Origin of the sequence: Duganella sp. 1411 (assembly GCF_017833525.1) — a bacterium.
Taxonomy (GTDB): Bacteria; Pseudomonadota; Gammaproteobacteria; order Burkholderiales; family Burkholderiaceae_D; genus Rugamonas.
Window position 1 is genome coordinate 347,074 of the sequence record NZ_JAFICD010000006.1, and the last position, 23,489, is coordinate 370,562.

The window sequence follows — 23,489 nt, forward strand, 5'->3', positions numbered from 1 at the left end:
TCCCGCACAATGAATTTCCGTACCAGCCTCACCCCACGTTCGCGCCAGCAGGGCAACACCTTCGTCGGCATCGTTATCGGCCTGGTCATCGGCCTGGCCGTCGCCGTCGTCGTCGCGCTGGTGATCAACAAGGGGGCCTCCCCGTTCACCGACAAGGGGCGCAGCAACAAGAGTACGGAAACAACCGCGGGCCAGGCGGCCGATCCGAACAAGCCGATGTACGGCAACAAGGAGGCGGCGCGCGCGGCGGCCAAGGACATCGGCCGCGACACGCCGGCGGCCCCGGCCGCTCCGGCGCCCGCCCCCGCGCCGGCACCGGCACCCAAGGCGCCGGCGGCCGATCCGCTGCAGGCGGTGGTCGACCGCATCCAGGGCGCGGCCGACAAGCCGAAAACCCCGCCGTCGGCATCGAACGTGACGCCGACGCCGGTCGCCAAGGCGCCGCCGGCCACCACCACGGCCGGCGACGCCGACGAAAAATACATCTACTATCTGCAGGCCGGCGCCTTCCGCGAGGTGGCCGACGCCGAAAGCGCCCGCGCCAAGCTGGCACTGCTCGGCTTCGAGGCCAACCTGTCGGACCGCACCACCGACACCGGCGTGCTGCACCGGGTTCGCATCGGCCCGTTCAACCAGGTCGAGGCGATGAACAAAGTGCGCAGCAAATTGTCTGAAAACGGCGTCGACGTCGCTGTCGTACGCAATCAAAAGTAACCGAAACAAGTCAGGAGTGATGATGCGAATTCTGAAATACGTTTTGAGCGCGCTGTTGTTGAGCGCCGTGGCCCTGTCGTCGGCTTCCGCGTCGCCGGCCGAGCCGAAGAACGGCGTCGAATACAAAACCCTGCCGACGCCGCAACCGGTCGACACCGGCAAGAAGGTGGAAGTGATCGAGTTCTTCGACTACGCCTGCCCGCACTGCTACGCGCTGGACCCGTCGCTGACGGCGTGGGTCAAGAAACAGGGCGACAACATCGTCTTCAAGCGCGTGCACATCTCGCGCAGCAACACCGAACTGCCGCAGCAAAAGATGTTCTTCACGCTTGAAGCGATGGGCTTGATGAACGAGGCGATCAACACCAAGATCTTCAACGAGATGCACGTCAACCGCAACCGCATGAACCGCGACGAGCTGGTGTTCGACTTCATCGCCAAGCAGGGCATCGACCGCCAGAAGTTCATCGACACCTATCGCGGCTTCGGCGTGCAGGGGCGCGTGCGCAAGGCCACCGCGATGATGGACACCTACGGCGTCGATTCGTGGCCGATGTTCGCCATCGACGGCAAATACGTGACTTCGCCATCGATGGCCGACGAAGGCTCGAAGAGCGCCACCACCGAAGCCCAGCTGCACGCCGAGGGCCTGCAGGTGATGGACTTCCTGGTCGCGAAAGCGAAAGCGGAAAAGAAGTAAGCATGTACCTCGACGACGCGTTGACACCGGCTTCGGCGCCCTTGCGGGCCCGCGCATGAGCGGTCAGCGCGTCTTCATCACCGGCGCCTCCAGCGGCCTCGGCGCCGCGCTCGCGGCCGAATACGCGGCGCAAGGCGCCACCCTCGGCCTGCTGGCCCGGCGCGGCGACGCGCTCGAGCGGCTGGCCGCCTCCCTGCCGCGCCCGGCGCCCGGCGCCCCGCATCACCGCACCTACGCCGTCGACGTGCGCGAGCACGGCGCCATCGCCGCCGCCGCGCGCGACTTCCTCGCCCACGCCGGCGGCATCGACGTGGTGATCGCCAACGCCGGCATCTCGGTCGGCACGCTGACCGAGTACGCCGAGGATCTGGCGGTGTTCGAGGACATCATCGCCACCAACGTGGTCGCCACCGCCGCCACCTTCGCACCGTTCATCGCGGCGATGAAGGCGCAGCGCACGCCGGCGCGGCTGGTCGGCATCGGCAGCGTAGCCGGCATACGCGGCCTGCCCGGCGCCGAGGCGTACAGCGCTTCCAAGGCCGCCGTGATCAGCTATTGCGAATCGCTGCGGCTGGAACTGAAACCCCACGGCATCCAGGTCGTCACCCTGTGCCCAGGCTATATCGACACGCCGATGACCAAGGTGAATCCGTATCCGATGCCGTTCCTGATGGCGGCGGACAAATTCGCCGCCAAGGCCGCGCGCACCATCGCCGCCGGCAGCAGCTACGCCGTCATCCCGTGGCAGATGGGCGTCGTCGCCAAGGTGCTGCGCCTGCTGCCGAACGCGGTGTACGACTTCGCTTTCTCCAAGGCGCCGCACAAACCGCGCAAGGACGCGCCATGAACGATGGCGCCATGACCAATAGCTCTATGACTGATACATCGCCACCGCTGTCGGCCGACGCCATCCTCGCCCGCTGCGCCACCAGCGCCACCCACGTGGCGATCGAGGTGGTCGCCGAAACCGGCTCCACCAACGCCGACCTGCTGGCCCGCGTCGACACGCTCGGCGGACCGCTGCTGCGCATCGCCGGCAACCAGACCGCCGGCCGTGGCCGCGCCGGGCGCAGTTGGCTGTCCGCGCCGGGCGCCGCGCTGATGTTTTCGCTGGCCTGGCGTTTCAAGGGGCCGCTGCACCGCATGACCGGGCTGCCGATGGCGGTCGGCGTGGCGCTGGCCGAAACCATCGCCGCGCTGGGCGTGCCGGTGCAAATCAAATGGCCCAACGACCTGCTGCGCGACGGTAAAAAACTGGCCGGCATCCTGGTCGAAACCCAGGCCGCACGCAGGGACGGCGGCGGCGACGGCGCCGTCTGGGCCGTCATCGGCGTCGGCATCAACCTGCTGATGCCCGACGAGCTGGAAGAACAGATCGGCCGCGCGGTGGCCGCCGCGCCGTGGCTTGCGAAAATGGACCGCAACGAGCTGATGGCCGCCCTGCTCAGCCGCCTGGCCGCCGTGCTGGCCGAATTCGACGACACCGGCTTCGCGCCGTTCGCCGAGCGCTGGAACCGGCTGCACGCCTGGCAGGGGCGCGATGTCGTCATCCTCGACCACGGCCGGGTGCTGCAGCAGGGCCGCGCCGCCGGCGTCGACGCCATCGGCCGCCTGATGCTCGACACCGCGCACGGACCGGTCGAGGTGCTGTCCGGCGACGTCTCGCTGCGCCTCTCGTCCACGATTCCATCTTCTAACGGACTATCATGATTTTACTGATCGACGCCGGCAACACCCGCGTCAAATGGGCGCTGGCCGAAGCGGACGCGCCACCCGGCACCTGGCTGGCGCATGGCGCCGTGGTCCACGCCGACCTCACGCAGCTTGAGCTGATCTGGAGCGAGGCCGCCGGCCAGCGCGCGGTCGAGCGCATCCTGATCGCCAACGTGGCCGGCAACGCGCTGCGCGTCCACCTTGAATACGTACTGCAGCGGAGCTTCCCCGCGCTGCCGCTGGCCAGCGCGATCGACTGGTTCGAATCGCGGCCGGCGCTGGCGGGGCTGACCAACGGCTACCGCAATCCGGGCCAACTGGGGTGCGACCGCTTCGCCGCCGCCATCGCCGGCCACACGCTGGCGCCGGGCCGCGCCATCATCGTCGCCAACTGCGGCACCGCCACCACGATCGACGCCATCACCGCCGACGGCGTGTTCCTGGGCGGGATGATCCTGCCCGGCCTGGGCCTGATGGCCAGCTCGCTGGCGCGCAACACGGCGCAGTTGCCGCAAATTGCGCAAGACGGTAAGCTGCCTGACGGATTCGCCGACAATACCGACGACGCCATTTTGAGCGGCTGCCTGGCAGCGCAGAGCGGCGCCATCGAGCACGCGTTCGCGCGGCACCACGCGGTCGAATGCATCATCTCCGGCGGCGCGGCGCCGTACATCGCGCCGATGCTCAAGGTACCGCACCGCATCGTCGAGAATATCGTGTTGATAGGCCTGCACGCCGCCGCCGGCGCCGGGCAAGACCACTGAGCCACCAAGGAAGCCCGTGCTGAAGTTTATTTTCTGGTCGCTGTTAGCCGTCAACGGCGCGCTGTTCGCGTATGGACAGGGCTACCTCGGTCATTTCAGCGGCAACGAGCGCGAGCCGGCGCGCCTTCTGAACCAGCTCAATGCCAACCAGCTGACGATCGTCTCGGCGGAGCGGGCCGGCCATCCACCGGCGGCCGCGGGCGGGGCCGATGCGGCCAGCGCGCCGGCCGAGGGCAAGGCCGCGCCGCAACCGCTGGCGTGCGTGGAGATCGGCAGCTTCGTCATCGCCGACGCGCGCCGGTTCGAAGCGCGCTTGGCCGCGCTGGAACTGGGCGACCGGCAGTCGCGCCGCAATTTGCCCGGCACCGAGATATCGAGCTACATCGTGCACATTCCGCCGCTGGGCAGCAAGGAGGCGGCCGACAAGAAGGCCGCCGAACTGCGCGCGCTGGGCGTGACCAACTACTTCATCATGTCGGACAACACGCCGATGCGCTGGGCGATTTCGCTGGGCGTGTTCAAAAGCGAGAGCGCGGCGCAGAACCAGCTGGCGGCGCTGGTCAAACAGGGGGTGCGCAGCGCGCGCGTCACGCCGCGCATGAGCGGGAGCAAGCTGCTGGCGTTCCAGTTCCGCGACGTGGACGCGGAGCTGCAGGGCAAACTCGAACAGATCCGCGCGGATTTCCCCAATACGCAAACGCATGGCTGCAGGTGACGCATGCATGGCGGATTACGGCGTTCCGCCCAATCCGCCCTACGTGGTTCAGAAAACGCACGCGTCTCGAGGAGACACGTAGGGCGGATTAGCGCAGCGTAATCCGCCATCCATGAGCCGCCACCGCCGCAAACCTCACCGCTGCACCACAATCGGCTTAAGACTCAACGAAGACGGCAAGCCCTGCGCCGCCTGCAGCGCCTCCTGGCGGCTGGCGAACGGCCCGCCGAACAAGCGGTGCACCGAACCACTCTGCACCACCTCCAGCGTCGCGAACCCGTTCCCCACCAGCTTACCGCGTATGACTTCCGCGTTCTCCGCGCGCGCGTACGCCCCCAGCTGCAGATAATAGCCACCAACCACCGCCGGCGCACGATCACCCAGCATCAACGCCTCGATCTCCGGCTTGGCCGCCGACGCGGTCGCGAGCGGCACCACCGGCGCGCTCACCACCGCCACGCCACCCGGCACCGCCTGCGGCGTCAACACCAAAGGCTGCGGCGCCGTCGACGGCTGCTTGCCGCCCTCCCCCGCATACGACGACAACCTGGTCTCCGACCGCGACTGCGACTGCAAACGCGGCGCCTTCGTCCCCGACACCCCCTCCTTGGTCGCCAACATGCGGTCGACTTCCTCCGGCAGGATGCGCTCGATCTTCAGCTCATGACTGCCCTTGCCCAGCAAGCCCAGTTTCAGCGCCGCCGTGTAAGACACGTCGATCGCCCGCTTGGCGTGGAAAGGCCCGCGGTCGTTGATACGCACGATCACCGTCGCCCCGCTGACCATGTTGGTCACGCGCGCATACGAAGGAATCGGCAGCGTCGGATGGGCCGCCGTCATCTTGTACATGTCGTAGATCTCGCCCGACGAAGTACGCTGGCCGTGGAATTTCTTCCCATACCAGGTGCCCATGCCGACCTGCGTGAACGGCTCGTTGTCGGTGATCGGCGTATAGGTCTTGCCAAGGACGACGTAGGGCCGGTTGGAGCGCGGCAGCAGCGGATCGTTGCGCACGTCGGCGTCCGGCACGTCGGCCAGGTTCTCCGGCGGCGAGTCGCCGGGACCGTCATCCTGATAATAACCGCCGCGCCCCGAATTAGCAGGCGGCAGCGCCGGCAAGCCGGTGGCCGGCTTGGTGGTGGACGGCGACTTGATCACCGGCCCCGACGCGCGCGGCGGCCTGGATGGCGCATCCTCCGATGTCGGAACGGTGCCGCAACCGGCCAGCACCAGCAGGGCCAGCGCCGCGCAGGCGTTGCGGAGTTGGCGTCGATTCATGCGCATGGCGTCCTCCTCATTGTGTTTTGCGCGCCGGCGGCACCGGCTGCGTGGCCGGCGCCGGGGCGGCGGGGGCGGCCGGTGCGGCCGGTGCGGGCGTCGTCGGAGCGCCCGGTGCCGCCGGCTGGGCCGGCGCGTTCGCATCCACGCCCGCGCCGCGTTCGAGCCGCGCGGCGGCGGCCTGCTCTTCCAGGGTCTGGCCTTCCACCGGCACCACTTCTTCCGCGTCTTCTTTTTCCACTTTGGTTGTATCCTTTCCGCCCTGGCGCTTGCCCAGCAGGTAATAGTCGAGCGCCTTGCGCGCGATCGGCGCGGCTTCCGCGCCGCCCTTGCCGGCGTTTTCCACCACCAGCGCGATCGCGATGCGCGGCTTGTCGGCCGGCGCGAACGCCGTGAACAGCGCGTTGTCGCGCAGCCGTTCCGCCAGTTTGGCGGCATTGTACTTCTCGCCCTTCTTAATCGTGATCACCTGCGCCGTGCCGGTCTTGCCGCCGACCCGGTACTCGGCGCCGGCGAAGGCGCGCACGCCGGTGCCGCCGGCCTCCGTGGTCACGCCGACCATCGCGTTCTTGATGAAATCGATGTTCTCCTGCTTGAGCGGAATCCGATAGCTCTCCTTCGACACCGTCAGCGTGCGCGCCCGGGTCGATCCATCCTCGAGAATCTTCACCAGGTGCGGTTTCATCACCACGCCGTCGTTGGCCAGGTTGGCCACGGCGTGCGCGATCTGCAGCGGCGTGTAGGCGTTGTAGCCGGAGCCGTTGCTGACCGAGATCGTATCACCACCGACCCAGCGCCCCGCCGCACCCTTGAAGCGCTTGCGCTTCCACTCCTGCGACGGCAGCACGCCGACCTTTTCGTTGGCCAGGTCGATGCCGGTCTTCTGGCCAAAGCCGAAAGGCTTCATGAAATCGTGGATCATGTCGATCCCCATGTCGTGACCGAGCTCGTAATAATAGGTGTTGCACGACACGACGATGGATTTGTGCATGGCGACCGAACCATGGCCGCCCACCACGTCATCGTTGAACTTGTGGCCGCCCAGGTAGTAGTAACCCGGATCGTAGGTGGTCTGGGTGGTGGTGCGCTTGCCCAGCTCCAGCGCCGCCAGCGCCATGAAAGGCTTGAAGGTCGATCCCGGCGCGTAGGTACCCGACAGCGGCCGGTTGACCATCGGCCGGTCCAGCGAATTATTAAGGTCGTTCCAGCTCTGCGAGTCGATGCCGTCGACGAACAGATTGGGATCGTAGCCGGGCCGGGACACATAGGCCAGGATGTCGCCGGTCGACGGCTCGATCGCCACCAGCGCGCCGCGACGGTCGCCGAAGGCGTCCTCCACCACTTTCTGCAGCTCGATATCGATCGACAGTATCAGGTTGCTGCCAGGGGTGGCGGGCTTGCGCGACAGCGTGCGAATCGCCCGGCCGCCGGCTGTCACTTCCACTTCCTCGTAGCCGGTGCGCCCGTGCAGCTGCTGCTCGTAGCTTTTCTCCAGCCCCTCCTTGCCGATATGGTCGGTACCCTTGTAGTTGGCAGCGTCGTCGCCGTCCTCGATGGCGTCGGCCTCGGCGCGGCTGATGCGGCCGATGTAGCCGATCACGTGCGACGCCGTCTCCCCCAGCGGATACTGGCGGAACAGGCGCGCCTGGACTTCGACGCCGGGGAAGCGGAAACGCTGCGCCGAAAAGCGCGCCACCTCCTCGTCGGTCAGGCGGGTGCGCAGCGGCACGCTCTCGAAGCGCTTGGATTCCTCCAGCAGCTTCTTGAACCGCTTACGGTCCTTGACCTCGATGTTGACCAGCTTGGACAACTCGTCGATCGTCTCGTCGAGCGTCGCCGTCAGCTTGGACGGCGTGATCTCCAGCGTATAGGCCGAGTAGTTGCGCGCCAGGACCACGCCGTTGCGGTCCAAAATCAGCCCGCGATTGGGCGTGATCGGCACGATGGCGATGCGGTTCTCCTCCGCCTTGACGACAAAGTCGTCGTGCTTGATCACCTGCAGCCAGATGAAGCGCGCCAGCAGCAATCCAAAGCAAACGAAAACGGCGATGCCCAGCACCGCGATCCGCAGGCGGAACTCTTTCAGTTCGCGCTCGGTGTCCTTGATCTCCATCATGCCAGCGCACCCCACGCCGGCGCGCCGGACGGGTTGCGCACACCGCGGCTATGCCGCTGGATGCTCATTAAAATGCCGGCGGCGAGGCCCAGCGTCAGCAAGGCGGTGCCGCCATAGCTCATGAACGGCAGGGGCACGCCGACCACCGGCACGATGCCGCTGACCATGCCCATGTTGACGAAAGCGTAGGTAAAGTAAATCATCGTGATGGCGCCCGCCAGCAGGCGCGTAAAGAAAGTGGATGCATTGAGTGCGATGGAGAGCCCGCGCCAGATCAGCAGCAGGTACAGCACCATCAGCACCAGATTGCCGGTGAGGCCGAATTCCTCGGAGAAGACGGCGAAAATAAAGTCGGTGGTGCGCTCGGGGATGAACTCCAGGTGCGCCTGCGTGCCGTGGGTCCAGCCCTTGCCCGCCGCGCCGCCGGAGCCGATGGCGATCATCGACTGGATGATGTGGAACCCCTTGCCCAGCGGGTCGTGATAGGGATCGATCAAGGTCAGCACGCGCTCGCGCTGGTAGTCGTGCATCACGGCCCACAACAAGGGCATGCCGGCGCACGCCGCCGCCACTAGCGCCGCCAGCGCCTTCCACGACAGCCCCGCCAGGAAGATCACGCAGGCGCCGGCCGCCACCACCAGCATCGCGGTGCCCAGGTCCGGCTGGCGCGCGATCAGCAAGACCGGCACCGCCAGCAGCAGCGCGGCGATCGCATACACCTGCCAGCGCAACTGGCCGGCCTGGCGCTGGAAGAACCAGGCCAGCATCAGCGGCATGGCGATCTTCATGAATTCGGACGGCTGCAGCTGGATGCCGATGGTGATCCAGCGGCGCGAGCCGCCCTTGATGGTGCCGGCCAGCGCCACGGCCACCAGCAGCGCCACCGCCAGCGCGTAGGCCGGCACGGCGACGCGCATCAGCGTTTGCGGCGGGACGTTCGCGGCCAGCCACATGACGAGGAAGGCGGCGGCGATGTTGCGCAGCTGGTCGGACACCTTGCCCGGAATGGCGAGGCCGGCCGAGTACAGCGTGACCAGCCCCACCGACAGCAGTGCCAGGATGACGAGGGCCAGCGGAATGTCGAACACCATGACATGGGTGCGGAGGCGCTGCCATGGCGAGCGCCCGTCGTTGAAACGCATGCGGCGGCCCCCTACCTGGCGCCGATGGGCGTGCTACCTGCGCCCATCACGTTTGCACCAGCTTGCGGTGACGTTGAATGCTCATCAGGATGCCGCCGGCGATGCCCAGCGTGAGCAGCGCGGTGCCGCCGTAGCTCATATATGGCAGCGGCACGCCGACCACCGGCAGGATGCCGCTGACCATGCCCATGTTGACGAACGCGTAGGTGAAGTAAATCATCGTCATGGCGCCGGCCATCAGGCGGCTGAAGAAATTGGGCGCGTTCCCGGCGATCATCAGGCCACGGCCGATCAGCAGCAGGAACAACACCATCAGCAGCAGATTGCCCACCAGCCCGAACTCCTCCGAATACACGGCGAAGATAAAGTCGGTGGTGCGCTCCGGGATGAACTCCAGGTGGGCTTGCGTGCCGTGGGTCCAGCCCTTGCCGGTGATGCCGCCCGAGCCGACCGCGATGGTCGACTGGATGATGTGGAAGCCCTTGCCCAGCGGGTCGGAGGTCGGATCGATCAAGGTCATGACGCGCTCGCGCTGGTAGTCGTGCAGCAGCGACCAGATCACCGGCAGGCTGGCGGCGCCCGCCAGCAGCAACCCGGCCAGCGCCTTCCACGCCAGGCCGGCCAGGAAAATCACGGCGAAACCGGCCGCCACCACCAGCAGCGCGGTGCCGAGGTCCGGCTGGCGCACGATCAGCCCGACGGGCATCATCAGCAGCAGCGCGGCGATGCTGTAGCTTTGCCAGCGCAACTGGCCGGCGCGCTGCTGGAAGAACCAGGCCAGCATCATCGGCGTGACGATCTTCATGAACTCGGACGGCTGGATGTCGATCCCCACGTGCAGCCAGCGCCGCGCGCCCAGCTTGATGGTGCCCACCAGCGCCACCGCCACCAGCAGGATCATGCCGACCGTGTAGGCCGGCACGGCGATGCGCATCATCATTTGCGGCGAGATGTTCGCCACCACCCACATCACCAGGAACGACAGCAGGATGTTGCGCAGGTGGTCCTCCATCTTGCCGGGGATGCCGATGCTGGCCGAGTACAGCGTGACGCTGCTGACAGTCAGCAGCATCAGGATGATGAAGGTCAGCGGCCCGTCGAAGACGGTGAAGTAGGGGCGAAGGCGGCGCCACAGGGAACGCCTTTCGTTGATGCGCATGCAGGTCCTTTATTCGGTATTGCCCGGGGTTTCGGCGCCCGGTTTTTTCTCGTCGACCACGCCCTGTTCGGCCTGGAGTTCCGGCACCGAGCGCAGCACCGCGTCCTCCTTGGGCACGGGCGTGGTGTCCTTGTCGCCGGAGCGTTTGCCGAGAATGTAGTAATCGAGCGCCTTGCGCACGATGGGCGCGGCCACGGCGGCGCCGAAGCCGCCGTTCTCCACCACCACGGCGATGGCGATGCGCGGCTTGTCGGCCGGCGCGAAGGCGGTGTAGAGGGCGTTGTCGCGCAGGCGCTCGGACACCAGGTTGGCGTTGTACTTTTCGTTCTTCTTGATGGCGAACAGCTGCGCGGTGCCGGTCTTGCCGCCGGACGTGTAGCCGGCGCCGGCGAACGCGCGCGCCGCCGTGCCGCCGGTGGTCACGCCGACCATCGCGCTTTTGATGAAATCGACGTTTTCCTGCTTGAGCGCGATGCGGTAGCTTTCCTTGGGCACCGTCAGCTTGCGCGCGCGCGTGGCCGCGTCCTCGATGATCTTGACCAGGTGCGGCTTCATCACCACGCCGTTGTTGGCCAGGTTGGCCACGGCGTGCGCCATCTGCAGCGGCGTGTAGGTGTTGTAGCCGTTGCCGATGCTGATCGAGATGGTGTCGCCGCCGACCCACTTCTGCGCCGCCACGTTCTTCTTGAAACGGGTGCGCTTCCATTCCTTCGACGGCAGCACGCCCTGCTTCTCGTGTTCCAGGTCGATGCCGGTCAGCTGGCCGAAGCCGAACGGCTTCATGAAGTCGTGGATGGCGTCGATGCCCAACTCGTTGCCGAGCATGTAGTAGTAGGTGTCGCACGAGTCGACGATCGATTTGTACATGTCGACCGTGCCGTGGCCACCCGGCTTGTCGTCGCGGAAGCGGTGCCCGCCCAAGGTGAAAAAACCCGGATCGAAGATCGCCTGGTGCGGCGTGCGCTTGCCCAGCTCCAGCGCGGCCAGCGCCATGAAGGGCTTGAAGGTCGATCCCGGTGGATAGGTGCCGGACAGCGGGCGGTTGACCATCGGCCGGTCCAGCGAGGTATTGAGCTCGCTCCAGCTTTGCGCGTCGATGCCGTCGACGAACAGGTTGGGATCGTAGCCGGGGCGCGAGACATAGGCCAGGATGTCGCCCGTCTCCGGTTCGATCGCCACCAGCGCGCCGCGCCACTCGCCGAACGCCTCCTCGATCACTTTTTGCAGTTCGATGTCGATCGACAGGATCAGGTTGTTACCGGGCGTGGCGTTGGTGCGCGACAGCGTGCGGATCGCCCGCCCGCCGGCCGACACCTCCACCTCCTCGTAGCCGGTGGTGCCGTGCAGGTGCTTCTCGTAGCTTTTCTCCAGGCCTTCCTTGCCGATCTGGTTGGTGCCGTTGTAGTTGGCCGCGTCGTCGGTGTCGGCGATGGCGCGGGCCTCGGCCTGGTTGACGCGCCCGATGTAGCCGATCACGTGCGAGGCCACCTCGCCCAGCGGATACTGGCGGAACAGGCGGGCCTGGATCTCCACCCCGGGAAAGCGGTAGCGCTGGGCCGAGAAGCGCGCCACCTCCTCGTCCGTCAGGCGGGTGCGCAGCGGCACGCTCTCGAAGCGCTTGGAATCCTCCAGCAGTTTTTTAAAGCGCTTGCGGTCCTTGGTCTCGATGGCGACCAGCTTGGCCAGTTCGTCGATGGTTTCGTCGAGCGTCATCGCCAGCTTGGACGGCGTGACCTCGAGCGTGTAGGCCGAGTAGTTGCGCGCCAGGACCACGCCGTTGCGGTCCAGGATCAGGCCCCGGTTGGGGGCGATCGGCACGATGGCGATGCGGTTGTCCTCGGCCTTGACGGCGAAGTCGTTGTACTGGACCACCTGCAGCCAGATGAAGCGCGCCAGCAGCAGCCCGAAGCAAATGAACACCATCGCGCCCAGTACCGTCAGGCGCAGGCGGAACTTGTGCAGTTCGCGCTGGTTGTCCTTAAGCTCGGTCATGGCGGAACGGGATCAGATCGGCCGCGTGTGGTCGCGGTCGACCGCGCGCCGCTGCGGCGCCAGCAGCAGCCACGTGGCCAGCGGCCACAGGGCCACGGCGACCACGCTTTCGACGAAGTAGTACCAGCTCGGGAATTTACCGGAGACGAAAAAGCGGATCACCAGCTGGATCGACTGCGCCATGACCAGCAGCGGGAACACGTGCATCGCCTGCGTCAGCAGCGGGAACCACAGCACGCGCCGGTGCAGCATGATGGCGAAGTACGACAGCAGCGTGTAGGCCAGCGCGTTCTCGCCCAGCAGGGTCGAGTCGTGCACGTCCATCAGCAGGCCGAGGAAGAAGGCGGTGCCGATGCCGACCTTGCGCGGCTGGTGCACGCCCCAGAACACCAGCACCAGCGCGACGAAATCGGGCACGCCGACGAACTGGCCCCACGGCAGCAGGTTCAGTAAAAAAGCGCAGAACAGGCTGAAGGCGATGAACAGCGGACTGACCGGCAGCAGAATATAGTGTGGACGATTCATCGTGCCGGCTCCTTCGGTGCGGTGGTGGCGGCCGGCGTCTGGGCCGCCGGTGGCTGGGCGGCCGGCGCGGCCCGGGTGGCCGCCGGCGTCGCCGTGGCTGCGGCGCGGGCCGGCGCGGCCGGCGTCGTCGCGGCATTGGCCGGCGTGGCCGTGGCGCCCGCCGGCTTGGCGGCGCCGCCGGCGCCGGCGCCGGTAGTCGTACTCGTAGTCGTAGTCGTTGGCGCGGCGGCGGCGCCGTCGGCCGGCGCGGTCTTCGGCGGCAGCGGCGGCGGCATCACCGGCATCAGGCCCGGCGCGGCGTTGCTGGCGGCGGCCGGCGCGGGCTGGCCCTCGGCGCCCTCCTTGGCCGGGTCCTTCACCGCCGCCATCTTGTTATTGCCCTTCTTCGGCGTGCGCGGCTCCTCCTCCGGCGGACGCGGAGGCAGCTCCGGCGTCGACATCAGGATCAGCAGCTGCGTGTTGTTGGCGACGCCGGCCAGCGGCTGGCAGATCACGCCGCCGAACGAGCCGCCGGCGCTGTTTTCCACCTGCGTCACGCGCGCCACGGCCAGGCCGGCCGGGTAGATGCCGTCCAGGCCCGAGGTGACGACGATGTCGCCGACCTGGATGTCGGCGTTGGGCGCGGTGAAGCGCAGCTCCAGCGCGCCGACCTTGCCGCGGCCATAGGCCACGCTGCGCAAGCCGTTGCGCAGCAGCTGCACCGGGATGGCCTGCTCCTTGTCGGTCAGCAGCGTGACCTCGGACGTGAACGGGAACACCCGCGTCACCTGCCCGACCACGCCCTGGTTGTCGATCACCGGCATGCCGAGCATGACGTCGCTCTTGATGCCGCGGTCGAGGATGATCTTGCGGCTGTTGGCGTCGCGCGCGTCGTACAGCACCTCGGCCAGCATCGACTTGACGGGCAGCTGCTCGCGCGCGCCCATCAGCTTGCGCAGCTGGTTGTTCTCGACGGTGCGCAACTGCGCCTGCTGCAGCGCCTGGGCGTCGGCGATCTGCTGGCGTTTGAGCTCATTGACCTGCTTTTTCATCGACGACAACGTGGAGAAGTAGTCGCCGACGCCGTAGATGGCGTCGCGCGGCAGCAGCGCGACCATTTGCAGCGGGTACAGCACGGTACCCGCCACCTGGCGCACGGTCGACAGGGTGCGCATGCGCGCGTCGACCAACAGCAGTGCAATCGATATGCACGCGAACACCGTCATCTTGACCCGGGCCGAAGCGCCTTGCTTGAAAAGTGGCGGAGGACTGTATTCCATGACTTCCAATAATCCGGCGCTCCCGCGCCAACGAGACTGTCAACTCATCCAAAGCACCGGGGCCGCTGTTTCGCGGCCCCGTCTTGATCATTCGTAGGAGAAGATCGAGCCCAGCTGGTCCATCCGTTCCAGCGCCATGCCCGAGCCCCGCACCACGCAGGTCAGCGGGTCCTCGGCCACCAGCACCGGCAGGCCGGTTTCCTCCATCAGCAGACGGTCCAGGTCGCGCAGCAGCGCGCCGCCGCCGGTCAGCATCATGCCTTTTTCGGCGATGTCGGCGCCCAGTTCGGGCGGGGTCTGCTCCAGCGCGTTCTTCACGGCCGACACGATATTATTGAGCGGGTCGGTCAGCGCTTCAAGGATCTCGTTGGACGAAATCGTGAACGAGCGCGGAATGCCCTCGGACAGGTTGCGGCCCTTGACTTCCATCTCCTTGACTTCGGAGCCCGGGAAGGCCGAACCGATGGCCTTCTTGATCGCCTCGGCGGTCTGCTCGCCGATCAGCATGCCGTAGTTGCGGCGGATGTAGTTGACGATGGCCTCGTCGAACTTGTCGCCGCCGACGCGCACCGAACCTTTATACACCATGCCGCCCAGCGAAATGATGCCCACTTCGGTGGTGCCGCCGCCGATGTCGACCACCATCGAGCCGGTGGCGTCCGACACCGGCAGGCCGGCGCCGATCGCGGCGGCCATCGGTTCTTCGATCAGGTACACCTGCGAGGCGCCGGCGCCGAGCGCCGATTCGCGGATCGCGCGGCGCTCGACCTGGGTCGAGCCGCACGGCACGCAGATGATGATGCGCGGCGAGGGACGGAAGAATTTGGAGTCGTGCACCATGCGGATGAACTGCTTGAGCATTTGCTCGGTGACGGTGAAGTCGGCGATCACGCCGTCTTTCATCGGGCGGATCGCCTCGATGTTGCCGGGGACCTTGCCCAGCATCTGTTTTGCTTCCTTGCCGACCGCCTGGATCGTCTTCTTGCCGTTGGGGCCGCCTTCCTGGCGGATCGCGACGACCGATGGCTCATCGAGGACGATGCCCTGGCCGCGAACGTAGATCAAGGTGTTGGCCGTGCCCAAATCGATGGCCAGATCGGTGGAAATATACCTGCGTAAAAAACCAAACATGAGTGTCCTGTGGCGCTACTGGGTGCGCGTAAGCTGTCGAAAGATGTCCTGTGGTGAGCGGCGGCAGCAATGATTCAGCCCCGGCAACGCATCAACCCGCCATTCTACCTTATAATTTGAATGCGATTTGCCGAAAATCCACCCAAAAGTGTATCGGCTCAGCTTGCAAGTTAAGCGGCAATCGTCCGCTTTTGCCAGCGATTAGGCGGAACTTCAAGTTTTTTATCAATGTAACAATTAAACCCCGCGCGGCCCGTCCGCGCCATTCGCTATGTCCCTGACCCTATCCGACGTAACACGCATTGCCAAACTGGCCCAACTTGAGATGAGCGAGCAGCAGAGCGCCACCGCGCTCGAGCAGCTGAATGGCATTTTCGCGCTGGCCGAACAGATGCAAGCGGTCGACACCGACGGCGTCGCCCCGCTGAGCCACCCGCTGGCGGCGCACATGAACAACATCGCCCTGCGCCTGCGCGAGGACGCGGCCACCGAGGCCAATCGCCGCGAGGACTACCAGGCCGTCGCGCCCAAGACACAGGATGGCCTGTACCTGGTGCCGAAAGTGATCGAATAAGCAATCCACACCTCGCCGCACGTGGTTTCGCCCGCACCTACGCCTCGATCATCCCCGAATTGAATTGAAACGCCATGCACACCAAAACCCTTAAAGAGCTGTCCGCGCTCCTGCAGAGCAAAGCCGTCACCGCCACCGAGCTGGCCACGCACTTCCTCGACCGCATCGAAAAGAGCGACTTGAACGCCTTCCTGCACGTGGACCGCGCCTTGACGCTGGCGCAGGCCGCCGAGGCCGACGCCCGCCTCGCCGCCGGCACCGCCACCGCGCTGACCGGCGTGCCGATCGCCCACAAAGACATCTTCGTCACGCGCGACTGGCGCTCGACGGCCGGCTCGAAGATGCTGGCCAATTACGTCAGCCCGTTCGACGCCACCGTCGTCGAGAAATTCCGCGCGGCCGGCATGGTCACCTTGGGCAAGCTCAATTGCGACGAATTCGCCATGGGCTCGGCCAACGAGAACTCGGCCTTCGGCCCGGTCAAGAACCCGTGGGACAAGAACGCCGTGCCGGGCGGCTCGTCGGGCGGCTCGGCCGCCGCCGTCGCCGCGCGCCTGGCGCCGGCCGCCACCGGCACCGACACCGGCGGCTCGATCCGCCAGCCGGCCGCGTTCTGCGGCATCACCGGCATCAAGCCGACGTACGGGCGCGTGTCGCGCTTCGGCATGATCGCCTTCGCCTCCTCGCTCGACCAGGGCGGCCCGATGGCGCAAACGGCCGAGGACTGCGCGCTGCTGCTCAACGCCATGGCCGGCTTCGACGAGCGCGACTCGACCTCGCTGACGCCGGAGCTGGGCGGCGTCGACGAGGACTACACGCGTGAGCTGAACCAGCCGCTGACCGGCCTGCGCATCGGCGTGCCGAAGGAATACTTCGGCGAAGGCCTGGCGGCCGACGTCGAGCAGGCGGTGCGCGCCGCGCTGGCGCAGTACGTGGCGCTGGGCGCCACCTTGGTCGACATCTCGCTGCCGAACACCGCGCTGTCGATCCCGGCCTACTACATGATCGCCCCGGCCGAGGCGTCGTCCAACCTGTCGCGCTTTGACGGCGTGCGCTACGGCCACCGCGCCACCGAGTACAAGGACCTCTCGGACATGTACCGCAAGACCCGCGCCGAAGGCTTCGGCGCCGAGGTCAAGCGCCGCATCATGGTCGGCACCTATGTGCTGTGCCACGGCTACTACGACGCCTACTACCTCAAGGCGCAAAAGATCCGCCGCCTGATCGCGCAGGACTTCGAAGCGGCGCTCAACGGCCCGAACGCCGTCTGCGACGTCATCATGGGCCCGGTGGCACCGACCGTCGCCTGGGATCTGGGCGACAAGTCCGACGACCCGGTCGCCGCCTACCTGGCCGACATCTTCACGCTGTCGACCAGCCTGGCCGGCCTGCCCGGCATGTCGATCCCGTGCGGCTTCGGACAAGGCGAGAAGAACGCCAACCGCCCGGTGGGACTGCAGATCATCGGCAAGCATTTCGGCGAAGCGAAGCTGCTCAACGTCGCCCACCAGTACCAGCTGGCGACCGACTGGCACACCCGCGCTCCGGCCGGCATCTAACACAGAACAGAGCGAGAATCATATGGAATGGGAAGTCGTCATCGGTCTTGAGAACCACGTGCAGCTCACGACCGAATCAAAAATCTTCAGCGGCTCGCCGATCAAGTTCGGCGCCGAGCCGAACACGCAAGCCAGTCCGGTGGACCTGGCGCTGCCCGGCGTGCTGCCGGTGATGAACAAGCAGGCGGTCGACCGCGCGATCCGCTTCGGCCTGGCCGTCGGCGCCAAGATCGCGCCGGCCTCGATCTTCGCCCGTAAAAATTACTTCTATCCGGACCTGCCGAAAGGTTATCAGATCAGCCAGTTCGAAGACCCGGTCGTCATCGGCGGCGCGCTGACGTTCGGCTACGAGAAGGATGGCGAATTCGTCACCAAGACCGTCAACCTGACGCGCGCGCACCTGGAGGAAGACGCCGGCAAATCGCTGCACGAGGACTACGCCGGCATGAGCGGCATCGACTTGAACCGCGCCGGCACGCCGCTGCTGGAAATCGTCTCCGAACCGGAGATCCGCAGCGCCGCCGAAGCGGTGGCCTACGCCAAGGCGCTGCACTCGCTGGTGATGTGGCTCGGCGTCTGCGACGGCAACATGCAGGAAGGCTCGTTCCGCTGCGACGTCAACGTCTCGGTGCGCCCCAAGGGCCAGAAGGAATACGGCACCCGCTGCGAGATCAAGAACCTGAACTCGTTCCGCTTCATCGAGGAAGCCGTGCACGTCGAAGTGCGCCGCCAGATCGAATTAATCGAGGACGGCGGCAAGGTGGTGCAAGCGACCCGCCTGTACGATCCGGACCGCAAAGAGACGCGCGAAATGCGCAGCAAGGAAGACGCGCAGGACTACCGCTACTTCCCGGACCCGGACCTGCCGCCGCTGGTGATCTCGGACGAATGGATCTCGAGCGTTAAAGCTTCCATGCCGGAGCTGCCGGCGGCCATGCGCGCGCGCTTCGTCAGCGAATACGCGCTGCCGGAATACGACTCGCTGGTGCTGACGGCATCCAAATCGATGGCGACCTACTTCGTCGCCGTGGTGGAAAAAGCCGGCAAGGAAAACGCCAAGGCCGCCGCCAACTGGCTGATGGGCGACGTCTCGTCGACCCTGAACCGCGAAGGCGTGGACCTGGACGATTCGCCGGTATCGGCCGCGCAGCTGGCCGCCCTGCTCAAGCGCATCGCCGACGGCACCATCTCCAACAAGGCGGCCAAGGAAGTCTTCGCCGGCATGTGGGAAGCCAAGTCGTCGGACGAGAACCTGGTCGATGCCATCATCGAAGCCAAGGGTCTGAAGCAGATCTCCGACACCGGCGCGCTGGAAGCGATCGTCAACGACGTCATTGCCGCCAACGCCAAATCGGTGGAGCAGTACCGCGCCGGCAAGGAAGCGGCGCTCAACGCGCTGATCGGCCAGGCGATGAAGGCGTCGCGCGGCAAGGCCAACCCGGCCCAGCTGACCGAGCTGCTGAAGGCCAAGCTGGCTGGCTAAGGTTATCCCCGCGCCTGGCTAACGCCCCGCAAGCCGCAAAGCTTGCGGGGCGTTTTCTTACGCGGAGCTCCACCTAAATCAAGCGTTCATTGGAACCACGTAGGGCGGATTAGGCGGAACGCCGTAATCCGCCAAGCTCCGTCGACGGCTCGTGGCGGATTCCGCTGCGCCCCCGCCTATCCTCCCTGGGTGTGGTAGCCTAGGAACGGGAGGCAACAATGGATACTCAATACGTTCTTTCCGATCCAGAAATCATGAGCGGCACACCGTGCTTCAGGGACACGCGTGTGCCGATAAAGACGCTCTTTGATTACCTCGAAGGCGGCTCTTCGCTGGACGACTTCCTGACCGACTTTCCATCTGTGTCGCGTGACATGGCCGTTGCGATACTAAACCTCAGCGCGGCTGGTGCGTGCAATACGTAACGACGGCCAGCGAGCGCAATATGACGCGGCTTTTTGCTCAAAAAGATCAAGATAAGGCGTCAGCGGATTTGTAGTCAATACGCCGTCATAAAGCATTTGAAGTCCGTTTGGCGCATAGACTGAATCTGGACGGATACCAACGCAGGTGGCCGGCATGAGGAAACGGTCGATCCCATCGCAGGCGCTGCGCAGCGCTTGATATGGATGACCGAAGTATGACTCGTACCAGAGGTGGACCCGCGCTTGATTCGACACATCGATCGAAATGCCCAAATCGGCAAGCACTTCGTCGACGTGCGCCTGCACCTGCCGTTCGCCATGCTCGCTCAGATCGTCCTTATCGAAATAAAAAAGATCGTAATCCTTGATATTCCCTTCCGGCGCGCGGCCGGCCTGAAGATTCCATACCGTCTGGAACAGGCATCCAGCAACCAGCCAGCCGTCAGGAAGCGCCAACGCGTTCCAGCGATCGAGAATGATGCGATTGTTCGTATTGGCCAGCACGTCGGCGCGAAATCGGTCTTGCATAAGGTATGTCGTTAAATGTTGTGGGAGCATCGAGACGATGGCGGCGGTGCCTAATGCCGCTAAGTTTAACGGACATCGGAATCACGTAGGGCGGATTAGCGGGCGAGGCCCGCTAACCGCCCAGGGGCCCATCGATGAAACGGCCTACCTGCCGGTAGGCCTTAAGAGCGCAGCGTAATCGGCCATGCATGCGTTATCGGCGGCTCATCGATGGCCGATTACGGCGTCCCGCCTAATCCGCCCTACGAAATCGCCTTAACTTAGCGTTAGCGGCACTGCACCTCGGGCTTGGGCTCAGGGTTTGACGTGACGGTCCAAAAACTCCAGCATTTGCGTGGCGATCTCATCGCCGTGGGTTTCGATGGCGAAGTGGCCGGTATCCAGGAAGCGCACTTCGGCTTTCGGGTTGTCGCGCTTGAAGGCCTCCGCGCCGGCCGGCACGAAGAACGGATCGTTCTTGCCCCAGATCGCCAGTGTCGGCGGCTGGTGGCTGCGGAAAAACTCATGCAGCCTGCCGTACTGCTTGATGTTTTGCCCGTAGTCCAGCAGCAAATCCATCTGCACCTCGACGCCGATGCGCTCGATGGCCGCGTGCGCCAACTGCCAGGTCTCCGGCGCGATCAGCGACGCATCCCGCACGCCTTCGGTGTACTGCCACTTGGTCATGTCGAGCGTGTTGAAGCGGCGTAAGGCCTCGCGGTTGGCGGCGGTCGGCTCGGCCCAGGCCTTGCGCATATCGGCCCAGCCTTCGCTCAAGCCCTCCTCGTACGCGTTGCCGTTCTGGCTGACGATCGCCGTGACCTTTTGCGGGTTCTTCACCGCCAGGCGCCAGCCCACCGGGGCGCCGTAATCGAACACGTACATGGCGTAGCGCTCCACGCCCTTGGCCACCGTGAAGGCGTCGATCACGGTGGCGAGATTGTCGAACGTGTAGGCGAACGGCGTGCCGGGCACCACGCTGGTCTGGCCGAAGCCCGGCAGATCCGGCGCGATCACATGGTATTTGCCGGCCAGTTGCGGGATCAGGTTGCGGAACATGTACGACGAGGCGCCGAAGCCGTGCAGCAGCAACACGACGGGGGCCTCGACCGGGCCGGCTTCGCGGTAAAAGATGTTGACACCCTGGACTTCCATGGCCCGGTGATGGACCTGCGCGGTGTTATCGGCTGCGGCAAACAATGACGGTGTGATGTTCATGATGGCTCCTTTGGTAGATAGGCAAGGCACAGATCGAATAACCGCTATAATTACATATAGGTGGTTACTTGGTGCGAGTATGCGCAACTTTTAGTAACCTGTCAAAGCATATTTTAACGGTTACAAAATGACGAAAGCAGAAAAACCATCCGTGAACGGCCTGTCCGAGGCGCCGATGCTGGGCGACCACCTGGCAATGGATCTGCTGAACACCGAGGCCATCGTCGACGGGCAGTCGGTCGACTACTGGCACAGCGGCGAAGACGTGCGCAAATGGTTGGCGCGCCACGGCATCGCGCCCATGGACGGCGACGGCCCGGTCGATCCGGACGCGCTGCTGGCGCGGGCGAGAACGTTGCGCTCGCTGGTGAGGCGGCTGATCGAGCAGCGCAAACAGGAAACGCTGGGCGATATCGCCGCGCTGGACGCGTATCTGCGCGCCTACGTCAGCGCGCCGCACCTGGCGCGCGACAGCGAAGGCGGCTTGACGCTGACGCGCCAGGCCCGCGCCGAGCCGGTCGCGTCGATGCTGGGGCCGCTTGCGGAAGCGACGGCGCAACTCCTGGTGGACGGCGATTTCGACCTCGTCAAACAATGCCAGCACCCCGAATGCGTCCTCTGGTTTTACGACCGCACCAAGGCGCACAAGCGTCGCTGGTGCAGCATGGCGTTGTGCGGCAATCGCCACAAGGCGGCCCAGTTCAGGAAAAAGGCTGCAATGTAGCGCTTGATCGATCGCCGGCCTCGCGCGCGATCCGGAGTCGCCATGTCATGAATGCGTCACGCGCGCTGCTTAAGATGAGCCTTCTTTCATTTTGAGCAACTGCCCACCCATGACACCATCGAATTCGCGTCGCAAATTCATCCGCAACTTTTCCGTCGGCGCCGCCGCCATCTCGCTGACGGCCTGCGGCGGCGACGATCCGTCCTACCAATCGATCACGTTCGCGCACGGCGTGGCCAGCGGCGACCCGCTGCCCGACCGCGTGATCCTGTGGACCCGCGTCACGGCCGCCGCCGGCGCCGACGACATGGACGTGGGCTGGACGGTGGCCGAGGACAGCGCCTTTACCAAGACCGTCGCCTCCGGCACCGCCCGCGCCGGCGCGGCCGGCGACTACACCGTCAAGGTCGACGCCACCGGATTGTCGGCCAACCGCGCCTACTACTACCGCTTCCGCTGCCAGGGCGTGGACTCGCCGGTCGGACGCACCAAGACCTTGCCGACCGGCGCCGTGACGCGCGCGCGCTTCGCCGTCTTCAGCTGCTCGAACTACCCGGCCGGCTACTTCAACGTCTACGGCGACGCCGCCAAATTCGACGACATCGACGTCGGCCTGCACCTGGGCGACTACATCTATGAATACGCCGCCGGCGGCTACGCGTCGCAGAACGCGGCCGGCATGAACCGGGTGTCGCAGCCGGCCACCGAAATCATCACGCTGACCGACTATCGCCGCCGCTACCAGCAATACCGCACCGACCCGGACCTGCAGGCGGTGCACGCGCGCATTCCGTTCATCGCCGTCTGGGACGACCACGAACTGGCCAACGACACCTGGCGCGAAGGCGCGGAAAACCACAATCCCGCCACCGAGGGCCTGTGGTCCGCGCGGCGCATGATGGCGATCCAGGCGTATCACGAATGGATGCCGATCCGCGTGCCCGACGCCGCGCGGCCGGACCGCATCTACCGCTCCTTCGACTTCGGCAACCTGCTGTCGCTGCACATGCTCGACACCCGCGTGATCGGCCGCGACAAACAACTGGCCTACGCCAGCTACGCCGGTGCCGACGGCAGCTTCAATAGCGCCGCGTTCACGGCGGACGTGTCGAACCCCGCGCGCCAGCTGATGGGCGCCGAGCAGACCACATGGCTGCAGGGCCAGATGGGTAAGTCGACCGCCACCTGGCAGATCCTCGGCCAGCAAGTGCTAATGGCCCGCATGCTGCTGCCGGCGCCGATGGTGCTGACCGCCACCGGCTACGCGGCCTATCTCGCCCTCGCGGCCAAGGTGCAAGCCGGCGTGGCGCTGACCGACGCCGAACAGCTGCAACTGGCCGCGCCCAAGGTGCCGTACAACCTCGACGCGTGGGACGGCTACCAGGCCGCGCGCGAAACGGTGCTCAACATGGCACGCACGCTCAACAAGAATCTGGTGGTGCTGGCCGGCGACACGCACAACGCCTGGGCCAGCGACCTGGCCGACGTCAACGGCCAGGCGGTCGGAGTCGAATTCGGCGTGCCGTCGGTGACCTCGCCCGGCTTCGAGAGCTACTTCCCCACCGCCGCGCCGGCGATGGTGGCGGCCGGCATGGAGCAACTGATCGGGCCTTTGCAATACGCGGAGACGGCGTCGCGCGGCTTCGTGGTGTTGACCGTCACGCCGGGCGAGGCACGCGCCGAGTACCGCTATGTCGACACCGTCCAGTCGAAAACCTACACGGCCTCCGTCGGCAAGACGCTGCGCATGCTGCCGGGGGCGGCCAACCGCAAGATCGTGGCCGGCTGATC

General features: G+C 65.8%; 22 protein-coding genes. 12 read left to right on the forward strand and 10 right to left on the reverse strand.

Features of this window, described 5'->3' with window-relative positions; all coding sequences use genetic code 11:
- The first annotated feature begins 9 nt into the window (after positions 1-9).
- Genes JOD97_RS26495 through JOD97_RS26520 form a run of 6 tightly spaced genes read left to right on the forward strand, consistent with a single transcriptional unit; the run spans position 10 to position 4,606 of the window.
- Positions 10-714, forward strand: coding sequence for an SPOR domain-containing protein (locus tag JOD97_RS26495; protein ID WP_209725220.1), 705 nt, complete (start codon positions 10-12; stop codon positions 712-714).
- Between the two features lie 22 nt (positions 715-736).
- Positions 737-1,414: a thiol:disulfide interchange protein DsbA/DsbL gene (locus JOD97_RS26500; RefSeq protein ID WP_209725222.1), complete on the forward strand. Its 678-nt coding sequence runs from the start codon at positions 737-739 to the stop codon at positions 1,412-1,414.
- Positions 1,415-1,469: 55 nt separating this feature from the next.
- Complete coding sequence (locus tag JOD97_RS26505) at positions 1,470-2,261, forward strand: SDR family oxidoreductase (RefSeq protein ID WP_209725224.1); 792 nt, start codon at positions 1,470-1,472, stop codon at positions 2,259-2,261.
- A gap of 26 nt (positions 2,262-2,287) precedes the next feature.
- The gene (locus JOD97_RS26510) at positions 2,288-3,124 is read left to right on the forward strand and encodes a biotin--[acetyl-CoA-carboxylase] ligase (RefSeq protein ID WP_209725226.1); all 837 of its coding nucleotides are present in this window, start codon (positions 2,288-2,290) and stop codon (positions 3,122-3,124) included.
- The gene (locus tag JOD97_RS26515) at positions 3,121-3,891 is read left to right on the forward strand and encodes a type III pantothenate kinase (RefSeq protein WP_209725228.1); all 771 of its coding nucleotides are present in this window, start codon (positions 3,121-3,123) and stop codon (positions 3,889-3,891) included. The genes JOD97_RS26510 and JOD97_RS26515 overlap by 4 nt, the downstream gene beginning before the upstream one ends.
- Before the next feature lie 16 nt (positions 3,892-3,907).
- Entirely contained in the window at positions 3,908-4,606 is a 699-nt protein-coding gene (locus JOD97_RS26520) for an SPOR domain-containing protein (protein WP_209725230.1), read from the forward strand.
- Positions 4,607-4,741: 135 nt separating this feature from the next.
- Here JOD97_RS26520 and JOD97_RS26525 read toward each other — a convergent pair whose 3' ends face one another.
- The 8 genes from JOD97_RS26525 to JOD97_RS26560 all read right to left on the reverse strand — a co-directional run bounded on the left by JOD97_RS26525 (position 4,742) and on the right by JOD97_RS26560 (position 15,208).
- Positions 4,742-5,890, reverse strand: coding sequence for a septal ring lytic transglycosylase RlpA family protein (locus tag JOD97_RS26525; protein WP_209725232.1), 1,149 nt, complete (start codon positions 5,888-5,890; stop codon positions 4,742-4,744).
- A 10-nt stretch (positions 5,891-5,900) separates the two neighbouring features.
- Positions 5,901-8,000: a penicillin-binding protein 2 gene (gene mrdA, locus JOD97_RS26530; RefSeq protein ID WP_209725234.1), complete on the reverse strand. Its 2,100-nt coding sequence runs from the start codon at positions 7,998-8,000 to the stop codon at positions 5,901-5,903.
- Positions 7,997-9,142 carry a rod shape-determining protein RodA gene (rodA, locus tag JOD97_RS26535; RefSeq protein WP_209725236.1) on the reverse strand — a complete coding sequence of 382 codons (1,146 nt, stop codon included), beginning with the start codon at positions 9,140-9,142 and terminating at the stop codon, positions 7,997-7,999. The genes mrdA (JOD97_RS26530) and rodA (JOD97_RS26535) overlap by 4 nt, the downstream gene beginning before the upstream one ends.
- 46 nt (positions 9,143-9,188) lie before the next feature.
- Positions 9,189-10,301 carry a rod shape-determining protein RodA gene (gene rodA / locus JOD97_RS26540; protein ID WP_209725238.1) on the reverse strand — a complete coding sequence of 371 codons (1,113 nt, stop codon included), beginning with the start codon at positions 10,299-10,301 and terminating at the stop codon, positions 9,189-9,191.
- Between the two features lie 9 nt (positions 10,302-10,310).
- On the reverse strand, positions 10,311-12,293 hold the full coding sequence (mrdA, locus tag JOD97_RS26545; RefSeq protein ID WP_209725240.1) for a penicillin-binding protein 2: 1,983 nt from the start codon (positions 12,291-12,293) through the stop codon (positions 10,311-10,313).
- A gap of 12 nt (positions 12,294-12,305) precedes the next feature.
- Positions 12,306-12,818, reverse strand: coding sequence for a rod shape-determining protein MreD (gene mreD, locus JOD97_RS26550; protein ID WP_209725242.1), 513 nt, complete (start codon positions 12,816-12,818; stop codon positions 12,306-12,308).
- A complete protein-coding gene (mreC, locus tag JOD97_RS26555) occupies positions 12,815-14,077 on the reverse strand; it encodes a rod shape-determining protein MreC (protein WP_209725244.1) in 1,263 nt (420 codons plus the stop codon). The genes mreD and mreC overlap by 4 nt, the downstream gene beginning before the upstream one ends.
- An 87-nt stretch (positions 14,078-14,164) precedes the next feature.
- A complete protein-coding gene (locus JOD97_RS26560) occupies positions 14,165-15,208 on the reverse strand; it encodes a rod shape-determining protein (RefSeq protein WP_008445008.1) in 1,044 nt (347 codons plus the stop codon).
- 271 nt (positions 15,209-15,479) lie between these two features.
- On the opposite strand from JOD97_RS26560, the gene gatC reads away from it, so the two are divergent.
- The 4 genes from gatC to JOD97_RS26580 all read left to right on the forward strand — a co-directional run bounded on the left by gatC (position 15,480) and on the right by JOD97_RS26580 (position 19,249).
- Positions 15,480-15,782: an Asp-tRNA(Asn)/Glu-tRNA(Gln) amidotransferase subunit GatC gene (gene gatC / locus JOD97_RS26565; RefSeq protein ID WP_209725246.1), complete on the forward strand. Its 303-nt coding sequence runs from the start codon at positions 15,480-15,482 to the stop codon at positions 15,780-15,782.
- 74 nt (positions 15,783-15,856) lie between these two features.
- Positions 15,857-17,341, forward strand: a complete 1,485-nt coding sequence (gene gatA, locus JOD97_RS26570) for an Asp-tRNA(Asn)/Glu-tRNA(Gln) amidotransferase subunit GatA (protein ID WP_209725248.1) — start codon at positions 15,857-15,859, stop codon at positions 17,339-17,341.
- Positions 17,342-17,363: 22 nt separating this feature from the next.
- Positions 17,364-18,824 (forward strand): Asp-tRNA(Asn)/Glu-tRNA(Gln) amidotransferase subunit GatB, encoded by a 1,461-nt coding sequence (gene gatB, locus JOD97_RS26575; protein WP_209725250.1) that lies wholly within the window; start codon positions 17,364-17,366, stop codon positions 18,822-18,824.
- A 218-nt stretch (positions 18,825-19,042) separates the two neighbouring features.
- Positions 19,043-19,249: a DUF433 domain-containing protein gene (locus JOD97_RS26580; RefSeq protein WP_209725252.1), complete on the forward strand. Its 207-nt coding sequence runs from the start codon at positions 19,043-19,045 to the stop codon at positions 19,247-19,249.
- On the opposite strand, the gene JOD97_RS26585 is transcribed toward JOD97_RS26580, so the two are convergent.
- Both JOD97_RS26585 and JOD97_RS26590 read right to left on the reverse strand, forming a co-directional pair.
- On the reverse strand, positions 19,214-19,777 hold the full coding sequence (locus JOD97_RS26585; RefSeq protein WP_209725254.1) for a nucleotidyltransferase family protein: 564 nt from the start codon (positions 19,775-19,777) through the stop codon (positions 19,214-19,216). The two genes, JOD97_RS26580 and JOD97_RS26585, sit on opposite strands and share 36 nt — an antisense overlap.
- Positions 19,778-20,071: 294 nt before the next feature.
- Complete coding sequence (locus tag JOD97_RS26590; RefSeq protein ID WP_209725256.1) at positions 20,072-20,974, reverse strand: alpha/beta fold hydrolase; 903 nt, start codon at positions 20,972-20,974, stop codon at positions 20,072-20,074.
- 127 nt (positions 20,975-21,101) lie between these two features.
- Here JOD97_RS26590 and JOD97_RS26595 point away from each other — a divergent pair, with 127 nt between their 5' ends.
- Together JOD97_RS26595 and JOD97_RS26600 are read left to right on the forward strand one after the other, a co-directional pair.
- Positions 21,102-21,698, forward strand: coding sequence for an ABATE domain-containing protein (locus JOD97_RS26595; protein WP_209725258.1), 597 nt, complete (start codon positions 21,102-21,104; stop codon positions 21,696-21,698).
- 109 nt (positions 21,699-21,807) lie between these two features.
- Complete coding sequence (locus JOD97_RS26600) at positions 21,808-23,487, forward strand: alkaline phosphatase (protein WP_209725260.1); 1,680 nt, start codon at positions 21,808-21,810, stop codon at positions 23,485-23,487.
- Positions 23,488-23,489 lie beyond the last annotated feature (2 nt).